The organism is Corallococcus sp. CA053C (assembly GCF_003611675.1).
Classification (GTDB): domain Bacteria; phylum Myxococcota; class Myxococcia; order Myxococcales; family Myxococcaceae; genus Corallococcus.
Map to the genome: position 1 here is coordinate 1 of NZ_RAWA01000368.1, position 9,905 is coordinate 9,905.

A 9,905-nucleotide genomic window follows, 5' to 3' on the forward strand; every position below is an offset into this window, starting at 1 on the left:
ATGTTATAGTGTTTGACTATAGTTGGTTTATATAAGTCAGCAATTTTCTGTTCACCTTCCACGTGCGCTTTTTTTTTTTTTCAAGCAGAAGACGGCATACGATATTACTACGCGTCTCGTGGGCTCGGAGATGTGTATAGGAGACAGGTGGGGGGCGTGGCGGTGGCGGTGGCGGTGCTGGGGTTCACGGGCCTGGGACTGGCGCGGACGGAGCGGGACACCGGGGGTTCTGGGACGGCGCGACCGAACCTGCTCATCCTGGCGTCGGACGGGCTCCGGCCGGATCACCTGTCGGGCAATGGCTATCCCCGGCCCACGTCCCCGAACATCGACCGATTGATGGACGAGGGCACGCGCTTCAGCGACACGGTGGTGCAGGTGCCGCGCACCGCGCCGTCGTGGACGACGCTGCTGACGTCACAGTGGGCGGGCGAGCACCCGGTGGTGCACTCGCTGGTGGGCCGCGAGGCGCGGGAGACGAAGCTCACCACGCTGGCCACGGTGCTGGAGGCGCAGGGCTACCGCACGGCGGTGGTGGCGGACTACGCGGGGGACCACTTCTCGCGCTTCCCGTATGGCTTCCAGCAGGTGTCCGCGCCGGACTTCCGCTTCCCGGATCTCATCCGTCAGCGGATGCTCATCATGCACGTGGCGCTGCTGCCGTGGACGGCGCTGGCGCCGGGGCTGTTCCCGGAGCGCGGCGAGTTCCCGGAGCTGACCGACCCGGCGCCGCTGCGAGCGCGGGTGCACCGCACGTTGGACGGGTTGCCGGCGGACGCGCCGTTCGCGCTGGTCGTCTTCGCCTCATCCACGCACTTCCCCTACGCCGCGCCGTGGCCGCAGGAAGGCCAGTTCGTGGAGCGGGGCTACCGGGGGCCGTGGCGGTTCGGCGCGACGCCGCAGATGGAAGTGGATCCGGAGGCGCCCTCCCCCGCGCCCGAGGACGTGGCCGCGCTGGGGGCGAACTACGACGCGGGGGTGCGCACGTTCGACGGGCTGGTGGGGAGCCTGCGCGCGGACCTGGAGCGGCGCGGACGGTGGGACGACACGCTGGTGGTGGTGCTGTCGGACCACGGCGAGCACCTGGCGGACGCGGGCCTGGGGCTGGGCCACGGCGACCACCTGTGGGGCGGCGCGGCGCTGCGCATCCCCTTCGTGGTGCGGCTGCCCGGGCAGGTGGCCGAGGGGCGCACGGTGACGCAGCGGGCGCGCTCGCTGGACGTGGCGCCCACGGTGCTGGAGCTCTTGGGCGTGAGCGCGCCGGAGTCCTTCCGGGGCCGCTCGCTCGCGTCGTTGGTGAGGCCCGGGGCGGAGCCGGGGCCGCTGCCGGACGCGCCCGCGCTCATCGAGACGGACCTGTGGTTCAGCGACCGCGACGGCCAGCCGTACCAGACGGTGCGCATCCCCTACCCGTGGATCTACGAAACGGCGACGGTGGAGAAGGCCACGGGGGAGATTGCCCTCAAGCCCGAGTGGGAAGGCACCGTGCGCCGCGCCCGGCACCGGGGCTTGTACCTGGGGCGGTGGAAGCTGCTGGAGCTGCCCACGCCGGGCGGAGTGGTGGTGCAGCTCTTCGACGTCGTGGCGGATCCAGCGGAAGCGCGCGACGTGGCCGGGGACTTCCCCAACGTCGTCACCGCGATGCGCGCGAGGCTCGCGGAGACGCTGCCGGATGGGGACAGGGAGCTGGAGCGCCCTGTCGAACACTGAAAGTCAGGAGCCGGCGAGCGCGGGCCGCGCACCCTCCACGGGGGACGAGCCCGTGCGCCGCAGAAGCACCACGGCTCCCAGCGCCAGCAGGGTGCACCCGACCAGCAGCGCCAGGTGCACGGAGGCCGACAGGTCCGTGGCGGACAGCGCGAAGCGCGTCAGGAGGAAGGACGCCGCGTTGTTGAGGATGTGGACGAACACCGGCAGCCGGACGCTGCCGGTGCGCTCGGCGAGCCAGCCCAGGTACAGGCCCAGCACCAGCGCCATGGGACTGTGGATGGGGTCCAGATGAATGAACCCGAAGAGCGTGGCGGCTCCCGCGATGCCACCCCAGCGGCCCCAGCGCTCCACCAGGCGGGTCTGCACGTAGCCGCGGAAGAACAGCTCCTCGGCCGTGCCCGCGACCAGCGTGCCGAAGAACATCAGCATCGCGAAGGTTCCGAACGAGGCCTGGCTGGTGGCCTGCAACCCCTTCAGCGACGACGTCCAATCCCATACGCCCGTGAGCACGGACAAGCTCTCCAGGGCCTGCCCCAGCGCGAAGCAGCCCACCAGGGCGGCCCCCCACGCCCAGACGGGCAGGGACGCTCCTGTCGTCAGCCGCAGACGCTCCCGCAGCGGCCGGGGGGACAGCCACCCGCCCAGCAGCGCGACGCCGAGCCCCGTGAGGCTGGACGTCATCACTCCCGCCACGTGCAGCCAGGGCAACAGCTTGATTCGTTCCATCATCGCGGTCAGCGCCGCGGTGTCCTGGGCCTTCACTCCGGACCGGGCCATCTCCATGCCCATCGCGATGCCGGCGAGGAGAGCGCCCACCATCACGAGCGTCACCAGCATGAGCACGAACGCGAGCAGCACCGTCCAGACCCGGGGGCGCTTCACGGTAGCGGACGGCATGGCGGCCTGGGCGTTGGACGGTTCGGACTGGGAATCCATGGCGCGCGACGTTAGTGCCCGCATGCGCCCAAGTCGAACGGCGTCCCGCGCCTGCCTTCACACTTCTTCACGCCCCGCGCAAACCCTCTCAATGACCGGCTCCCATATTGGCTCCAGTCAGGAAGCAGCAACGAACCCCACGCCTGGAGACACCCCGCCATGAAGAACAAGCTCGTCATCGCCGGAACCGCCGTCGTCGCCTTCACCCTCCTCACCGGCTTCGGCTTCGGGGGCCGCGGTCACCACGGCTCACCGGATCCGGAGCGCATCAAGCAGATGGTGACGTGGAAGCTGGACGACAAGCTCGATGACCTGGACGCCACCGAGGCCCAGCGCACGTCCATCCACGCCGTGAAGGACCGCCTCCTCGCCGAAGGGCAGCAGCTGATGGAGGGACAGCAGGCCGTCCGCAAGGAGGCCCTCACCCAGCTGGAGTCCCCCAACCCGGACGCCGCGAAGCTGCACGCGCTGGTGGACGCGCGCATCGACGCGTTCCGTGCGTTTGCCCACAAGGCGACGGACGCCGTGCTGGAGATGCATCGCACCCTCACCCCGGCCCAGCGTCAGGAACTGGCCAGCGACTACCGCGAGCACACCGGTCAGCAGTAGGCCCGTCCCCTCGGGGGTGCGCTGGGCATGACACATTCGCGAGCGGGCCTTGCTCCAGCGTGGGCAGGGCCCGCGGGCGCAGCTATGTTTCCACGGTGGATTACACCGACTACGCACGACGCATCCGCTCCCATTCATCCCTGGGCGAGCTCACCGAATACGGCCAGGTGCACGAAGGAGGACGTGACTACCCGCTCTTCCGCCTCATCGTCCCCGGTGAGCGCTGGCTCGTCATCACCTCCGGCTTCCACGGCGAGGAGCCCGCGGGCCCGCTGACGCTCGCCCAGCACCTGCCGGACATCGTCGCCTACGCGAAGTCGAAGGGCGTGGGCCTGCGCGTCTACCCGTGCATCAACCCCTCCGGCTTCGAGGACGGCACGCGCTACAACCGCAGCGGCGAGAAGCCCAACAACGACTTCCTGCGCTATGAAATCGCCCCCGGTGAGTGGCGCGGCGAGCTCATGGGCGACCCGCCCATCCTGCGCTGGGCCCTGTACGACGGCGGCCCCAAGGAGACGCGCGCGGTGCGCACCGACCTGGCCCGCTTCCCGCCTCCCGACGCCGCGTTGGACCTCCACCAGGACAACTACCTGGGCGGCGTCGCGACGTACGCGTACACCTTCGGGGACAAGGCCGCCTACCACCCGCTGATGGAGGCCTGCGCCGCGCACGCCACCGTGGTGCGCAGCCGCAAGGTGGATGACAACAGCTTCGCGGACGAGAACGGCTTCGTCGTCTTCCACGACGGCAGCGTCACCGACTGGTACACGCGCCAGGGCGTGCCGTACACCGCCGCGCTGGAGACCACCACGCCCACGCCACCGACGACGTGCGATAGAATCAACCTCACGTGGATCCGCGGCTTCATCGACCTGGCCGCGCGGGGCGAGGGCCCGAAGCGATGATGCAGCGACCCCTGGGAGACAGCGGCCTCACCGTGTCCGTGCTCGGCTTCGGCGCGGGGCCGGTGGGCAGCGAGGCCTTGAGCGACGCGGACGCGGGCGCGCTCCTGCACGGCGTGCTGGACGCGGGCATCACCCTCATCGACACCGCGCCCAGCTACGGCGTGTCCGAGGAGCGCATCGGCCGGCACCTCGCCTCGCGGCGCCGCGAGTTCGTGCTGTCCACCAAGTGCGGCTACGGCGTGCCCGGCGTGGAGGACTGGACGCCCGAGTGCATCACGCGCGGCGTGGACCTGGCCCTCCAGCGTCTGCGCACCGACGTGCTGGACGTGCTGCACTTCCACTCGTGTCCCCCGGACGTGCTGCACCGCCCCGGCCTGCTGGAGGCGCTCACCCGCGCGGTGGAGGCGGGCAAGGTGCGCGCCGCCGCGTACTCGGGCGACAACGCCGGGCTGGACGCCGCGCTGGAGACGGGCGTGTTCGCGGTGGTGCAGACCTCCGTGAATGTCTTTGATCAGCGTTCGCTCGACCACGGCGTCGCGAAGGCGAAGGCGCGCGGCGTGGGCGTCATCGCCAAGCGGCCCCTGGCCAACGCTCCGTGGCGCTTCCACGACCGGCCGTCCTCGCACGACGTGGGCGAGTACTGGGACCGGATGCGGCGCATGGCCGTGCAACCCGGAGGCCTGGACTGGCCGGAGCTGGCGCTGCGCTTCACCGCGCACGCGCCCGGGGTGGCGACCTGCATCGTGGGCACCACGCGGCTGGAGAACCTGCGCGCCAACGCCCGGGCCCTGGAGCTGGGGCCGCTGCCGGAGCCCGTGGTCCAGGAGGTCCGGGACGCCTTCCGTCGGAATGACCACGGTTGGGACGGCGTTGTCTGATCAGCCCCCCGGGCTCTCCCTTCGTCAAGTACCGCGGGTGCTGCTTCCGGCAAGTGCTCACCATCAACGTTTGTCTCGTCCAACCGGGACGGGTGCTAGCTCTTGGGTGCATGCCGAACATCCGGACATGAACGAGATGCCGGAGTCTGAGAAGCAGGGAGAGTCGGCGGAGATCCACCCCTCATCGTTGGATCTGCACCAGGTGGAGCACACCCCACAGGTGGCGGCCTGGTTGCGCCTTCGGGCGGGCCAGTGGCTCAGCAACGCCCAGAAGGAGTTCAACGAAGCGGTGTTCGCGCGGGATGGTTCGGACGCGTCGTTGGATCGCTTCTGCGACGCCCGCTCGGAGCTGGACTCCGCCGAGGCCTGGGCGCTGCGCGTCGCGGAGTTCCTGATGCGTCCGCAGTAGGCGCAGCGCCCGGGCCCGGCGTGGGTCAGAGCGGAACGCGGACGATGGAGAGGGACGTGCTCCCGTCCTGCTGCACCTGGCTGACGTCCAGGTAGAGCGCGGGCGGATTGTCGCGCACGATGACAGGGGCACCGTGGAACGGCATGCCCTCCAGCCTCCCCAGGTCGACCACCTCCTGGCGGTTCCAGGTGAACAGGTGCTCTTCCGTCGCACCGTCCTGGCGCGTCACCGACTGGCGGTACAGGAGCCGCCGCGGGCCCGGGACGAGCACGAAGGGTTCCGCCGGGGCCTCGCCCCGCACCTCATGCTTCGTCTCCCTGGAGGCCTCATCCCACTGCAGCCAGCGGTTCCCCTGTGAATCCCCCTTCAACCGCACCGCGTCCCCAAAGCCCTCGGTGAAGACGGGGCCGAGCAGGGTGCCCAGCTCTCCGCTCCGGTAGAGCCAGCGGCCCGCGGTGTCCCGGAATGAATTGACCAGGTCACACCGGACGGAGATGCACAGGTCCTGCCGGCAGTACATGGCCGGCTGTTCTCCCAGAGAGACGCCCCAGCACATGTTCTGGGTCACGGGCTCGGTGCATCCCTGGCCGTCGCACACGAAGACCGAATGGCCCCATGGCACTTCGGGGGGCGCCCCCACCCACCGTCCCTCGGTGTTCACGATGACGTTCTCCTCGTCCAGCATGAACGGGGAGAAGGGATGCCACCCCGGCTTCTGGGCCTCATTCCGCCAGACGTGGTCCCACAGCAGGGCGCCCGTGGCGGTGTCGAAGACCTGGACGTGGCCCTCCAAGGTGGCCCAGCCATAGCGGGTGCCGCCCGGGGAGAAGAACGCATGTCCCTGCAACGGGCCCAGGTCCAGGTCCGTGACGGCACCGGTCGGCACGTCGATGAGCCAGACGTGCGCTCCGACGGAGACGAACAGGATCCGCCCGCCGCTCTGGAGCGTCGTCGGCGTGTCACTCCCCAGCCGCAGCAGCGTCGTGAGCGTGCAGGTTTCGGAGGTGCACGCCTCCATCCGCGCCACGCGAAGGAGGTTCGCGCCCTCGGCATCGCGCTCGAAGAAGGCCACGTAGCTCAGCGCACCGTCATGGACCACGTCGCCCCGTGCCTGGGTGGACACGGTGATGGCGCTCGGCAGGCCGGGCCGCCACACCCAGACGGACCGCTCTTGCACCAGCCCCCCGCTCCACAGCAGCGCGGCGCTGCCATCGCTCGCGCTGGCGGCGGCTCCGGCCTTCGGCGCGATCCGCGTGGGCTCGCCCGTGGGCAGGACCTGCGCGTACGTGCCGTCGTCCCGGGTGGACAGCAGGAAGCGCTGCCGTTCATCCACCAGGAGCAGGTGGGCCTCCTTCGCCAGCGTCTGGAAGGACGATTCCGTTCCGGAGCCAGCGTCCGGCACCGTGCCCGCATCCACGCCGCCACCCGGCTTCTCGTGGCATCCCGCCAGACCCATCCCGAGCAGCAACAGGCCCAGGGCCGTCCGCGCTCGGCGCGGGAGGAGGCTGCTTCGTTGAGATGACATGGGTTCTTCCTGCACTGCGTTGAGCGCCCATCGCCGGCCCGGCGGACGAAAGAAGGGGCATTGCGGTTACGGAGCGAGGCCCCTCCCCGGGTCATGGGAAAGCGACAGGACGTCTGTTCAGCGCCCCACACCCATGCGCGACCACAGGTCCAGCAGGGTGCGCAGCACGGACGCGTCCGGCACCTCCGCCGCGGGCGGCACGTCCACCCGGATGCCCTGGGCGGCCAGCCGCGTGAAGGGGTTGTCCTCGTTCGCCGTCTTCAGCGGCACGGACGGATCCGCCGGCCGGAAGCCGAACGCCAGGGCCCGCTCCTGCACCGGCCGGCTGCGCAGGAAGCGCACCCACTCCAGCGCCGCCTCGCGCTGCTCGGACGTCACCCAGTCCGCCTGGAGCACCGCCGCCGGATGGTCGCTCCACAGCGTCACCGGCGGGTACTCCACCTGCAGCTGCCCCCAGCGTCCTTTCGCGTTGCCCAGCTGCGAGATGGCCAGGCTCTCGTACACCAGCGCCAGGTCGTAGCGGGACGGACCGAAGCGCACCAGGTCCGTCATGAAGATGCCGGTGGAGGGCTCGAAGCGCGTCACGCCCCGCTCCAGCCGCTTGAGCCACTCCTGGTAGCCGGGGTCCAGCAGGTCCGCTTCCTTCACCCCCGCACGGCGCCCCAGGTACTCCAGCGTCGCGGACAGCAGCGCCTGCAGGCCGGAGTTGGACTTCGTCGGGTCGGTGTGGCCCAGCTTCACGAAGCCCCACTCGGCCGGGCCTCCCACCGCGGGCCAGCCCTGGTCGCTCGCCACCGCGCGCTGGAGCGTCTTCCACGACAGGTGCCCGCCCCCGCCCGCCTTGCGCAGCACGTCCATCCGGTCCTGCCAGCCCACGAAGACGAGCGGCGTGATGACCAACGGTTGCGGCGCGGCGTCTCCGTCCGTCGCGAACAGCGGCCCGTGGGCTGCGTCCGTCGCCCAGTCCGCCGCCAGCATGCGCAAGACGGCGCTGTCCGCCGGGCTCCACACCGTGGGCTGCTCGCGGCCTTCCAGGATGGCCTGGGCCGCCTCCAGCGAGCCCCGCCCCACCAGCGTCACCCGCACGTGCGGGTGCGTGCGCTGGAAGTCCGCGAGCGCCGCCTCCACCCACTCGCGCTTCTCCGTGCTGTAGAGGAACGTGATGTCCGTCACCCGCCGACGCGACGGGGGCCGCGCGGGCTCCGGCTCCGACTCCGACGCCGACTCCGACGCTCCTGGGCGCGGCGCCTCCGGGGTCGCCAGCAGGTAGGACACCCCGAACAGCGCGGCCAGCACGCCAATGAGGAGGAGGAGCCGCGGCTTCATGTGCAGCCTCGTACCCCGGGTCGCACCCCGCGAAAGTCCGGCGGTGCCGTTGTCACAACCATGTCACCCACCGCTTCTCCCCTGGCCGCCCTCCCTCCGGAGAGGAGGTCGGCCGGATGCCTTCCAGAACGTTTGTTCGACCCCAAAGCGGATGGCAGACTGGACCGATGATGGCAATGCGTCGGCGAATCGCGCTGCTGGGATGGGGCGTGCTGCTCGGAGGATGCGCGGGAAAGCAGGCTCCGCCCGTGCAGCACTATGCCCTGGGCATGTCCCGCGCGGAGTATCGGGACTATTCGGGGTCGAAGGCGAGCCCTTGTGATGCGGAGCCGCGCTGGTTCTCCGACGAGCTGACGGCGGTGAACGGCCTGCTGGCGCGCTTCATCAAGGAGACGGCGCAGGCGCAGGACCCGGCCTCACCGGACCAGCCCCAGCAGCTGGCGCTGCTGGAGGAGGGGCTGCGCACGCTGCCGCCCGTGCTGAAGGTGCACGAGGGCAACCTCCGGGCCCTCCAGACCTGCGGCTTCCGGCGCTCGGGCGCGTTCCCGGACCTGGCGCAGCGGGGCGCGGCGCTGGTGAAGGAGGCGCAGGGGCTGATGGCCCAGGGGCCGCAGATCCAGGCCGCGGTGGCCCTGCAAGCGGCGCGGAAGCAGTGGCGGGAAGAGGCCCCGGCGCGCGAGGAGAAGGCGCGCGGGACGTGGTGCTCGAAGGATCCCCAGGTGGGCCAGCCGGACCTGTACTTCGCGCGGCAGTCGCCGGACGGGCGCACCGAGTGGCTCTTCTGTGACGGGCACCGCGTGGAGAAGCTGGCCGACGGCGAGCCCACCCTGGTGAGCCCGGAGAACCTCAGCCGCAAGGACCGCCGGCGCGTGCAGCCCCAGAAGTACCTGGATGCGGCGCGCGCCTATCCCACCGAGGAGATGGACCGCGAGCCTGGCTCCGCCACGCCCCCGGCCGCGGCCGCCGCGGAAGAGGTGCACTGAAGGCGGAGAACGCGGGCGTCACGCCCCCAGCCGGGCGAGCCGCTTCGACAGGTGCGCGTCGCCGCCCGCGTCCACCCCGCCGACGAAGGCCGCGAGCGAGCTGCCCGCGCTGCCCAGGTGGGCCTCCACGTGCGGCTTGAGCACGGTCCAGCGCTTCGCCCACGCGTCCTCGGAGCCGTCGCGCAGGTCCGGACGCTCGGCGAGGAGCGCCGTCACCCGCAGCGCCAGCTCCGGGTCGCCCAGCGTCCGCGCGGCCGCCACGCCCGTGGGCGCGAGGCCGGCGGGGGCGGCCGTCCACACCTGGGTCGCGCGCTGGAAGGCCGCCACGTCCACCGCGGACAGGAGCCCGAGCGCGTGGCGCAGGGGCAGCCGTCCCTCCGCCTTGGGCCTCACCACGTGCGCCATCAACGCGGCGAAGGGCGCGGCCAGCGCCGGGTGCGCCGCGGGGTCCACGCCGCCCAGGGCCCGCAGGGCCCGCCGGGCCTTGCGCGCCAGCCGCGTCACCTTCCAGGACGGGCCCTTGAGGCGGGACTGGAGCAGGGAGAGCGCGGCAGCGGCCGCGGTCACCTGTTCCGGGCCGGGCGTGGCGGGCGCCACGCGGCGGGGCAGCACGAGCGCCGGGGG

General features: G+C 71.3%; 10 protein-coding genes. 6 read left to right on the forward strand and 4 right to left on the reverse strand.

Going from position 1 to position 9,905, the window contains the following annotated elements; all coding sequences use genetic code 11:
• The first annotated feature begins 156 nt into the window (after positions 1–156).
• Positions 157–1,710, forward strand: coding sequence for a sulfatase (locus D7V97_RS33710; protein ID WP_233583392.1), 1,554 nt, complete (start codon positions 157–159; stop codon positions 1,708–1,710).
• 3 nt (positions 1,711–1,713) lie between these two features.
• Here the strand turns inward: D7V97_RS33710 and D7V97_RS33715 are convergent, their stop codons facing one another.
• Positions 1,714–2,646 (reverse strand): CPBP family intramembrane glutamic endopeptidase, encoded by a 933-nt coding sequence (locus tag D7V97_RS33715; protein WP_120614725.1) that lies wholly within the window; start codon positions 2,644–2,646, stop codon positions 1,714–1,716.
• Positions 2,647–2,805: 159 nt separating this feature from the next.
• Between D7V97_RS33715 and D7V97_RS33720 the strand changes: the two genes are divergently transcribed.
• The 4 genes from D7V97_RS33720 (at position 2,806) to D7V97_RS33735 (ending at position 5,447) form a co-directional block, all read left to right on the forward strand.
• Positions 2,806–3,255, forward strand: a complete 450-nt coding sequence (locus D7V97_RS33720) for a Spy/CpxP family protein refolding chaperone (RefSeq protein ID WP_120614726.1) — start codon at positions 2,806–2,808, stop codon at positions 3,253–3,255.
• A gap of 95 nt (positions 3,256–3,350) precedes the next feature.
• Complete coding sequence (locus D7V97_RS33725) at positions 3,351–4,160, forward strand: hypothetical protein (RefSeq protein WP_120614731.1); 810 nt, start codon at positions 3,351–3,353, stop codon at positions 4,158–4,160.
• Complete coding sequence (locus D7V97_RS33730) at positions 4,157–5,038, forward strand: aldo/keto reductase (RefSeq protein WP_120614727.1); 882 nt, start codon at positions 4,157–4,159, stop codon at positions 5,036–5,038. The genes D7V97_RS33725 and D7V97_RS33730 overlap by 4 nt, the downstream gene beginning before the upstream one ends.
• Positions 5,039–5,165: 127 nt before the next feature.
• Entirely contained in the window at positions 5,166–5,447 is a 282-nt protein-coding gene (locus D7V97_RS33735; RefSeq protein ID WP_120614728.1) for a FruA-associating protein, FapA, read from the forward strand.
• Between the two features lie 25 nt (positions 5,448–5,472).
• Here the strand turns inward: D7V97_RS33735 and D7V97_RS33740 are convergent, their stop codons facing one another.
• Both D7V97_RS33740 and D7V97_RS33745 read right to left on the reverse strand, forming a co-directional pair.
• Complete coding sequence (locus tag D7V97_RS33740) at positions 5,473–6,972, reverse strand: YncE family protein (protein WP_147445081.1); 1,500 nt, start codon at positions 6,970–6,972, stop codon at positions 5,473–5,475.
• A gap of 117 nt (positions 6,973–7,089) precedes the next feature.
• A complete protein-coding gene (locus D7V97_RS33745; protein WP_120614730.1) occupies positions 7,090–8,298 on the reverse strand; it encodes a substrate-binding domain-containing protein in 1,209 nt (402 codons plus the stop codon).
• A 176-nt stretch (positions 8,299–8,474) separates the two neighbouring features.
• On the opposite strand from D7V97_RS33745, the gene D7V97_RS33750 reads away from it, so the two are divergent.
• Positions 8,475–9,281 carry a hypothetical protein gene (locus tag D7V97_RS33750; RefSeq protein ID WP_233583393.1) on the forward strand — a complete coding sequence of 269 codons (807 nt, stop codon included), beginning with the start codon at positions 8,475–8,477 and terminating at the stop codon, positions 9,279–9,281.
• Positions 9,282–9,299: 18 nt separating this feature from the next.
• Here D7V97_RS33750 and D7V97_RS33755 read toward each other — a convergent pair.
• Positions 9,300–9,905 (reverse strand): molybdenum metabolism regulator (locus D7V97_RS33755; RefSeq protein WP_120614733.1); only part of this gene is annotated, 606 nt, incomplete at its 5' end.

Bases quoted from the DNA above. Each gene is read 5' to 3' on its own strand.
- D7V97_RS33715 (WP_120614725.1), bottom strand. From the start codon at position 2,646: ATGGATTCCCAGTCCGAACCGTCCAACGCCCAGGCCGCCATGCCGTCC.
- D7V97_RS33720 (WP_120614726.1), top strand. From the start codon at position 2,806: ATGAAGAACAAGCTCGTCATCGCCGGAACCGCCGTCGTCGCCTTCACC.
- D7V97_RS33730 (WP_120614727.1), top strand. From the start codon at position 4,157: ATGATGCAGCGACCCCTGGGAGACAGCGGCCTCACCGTGTCCGTGCTC.
- D7V97_RS33735 (WP_120614728.1), top strand. From the start codon at position 5,166: ATGAACGAGATGCCGGAGTCTGAGAAGCAGGGAGAGTCGGCGGAGATC.
- D7V97_RS33740 (WP_147445081.1), bottom strand. From the start codon at position 6,972: ATGTCATCTCAACGAAGCAGCCTCCTCCCGCGCCGAGCGCGGACGGCC.
- D7V97_RS33745 (WP_120614730.1), bottom strand. From the start codon at position 8,298: ATGAAGCCGCGGCTCCTCCTCCTCATTGGCGTGCTGGCCGCGCTGTTC.
- D7V97_RS33750 (WP_233583393.1), top strand. From the start codon at position 8,475: ATGCGTCGGCGAATCGCGCTGCTGGGATGGGGCGTGCTGCTCGGAGGA.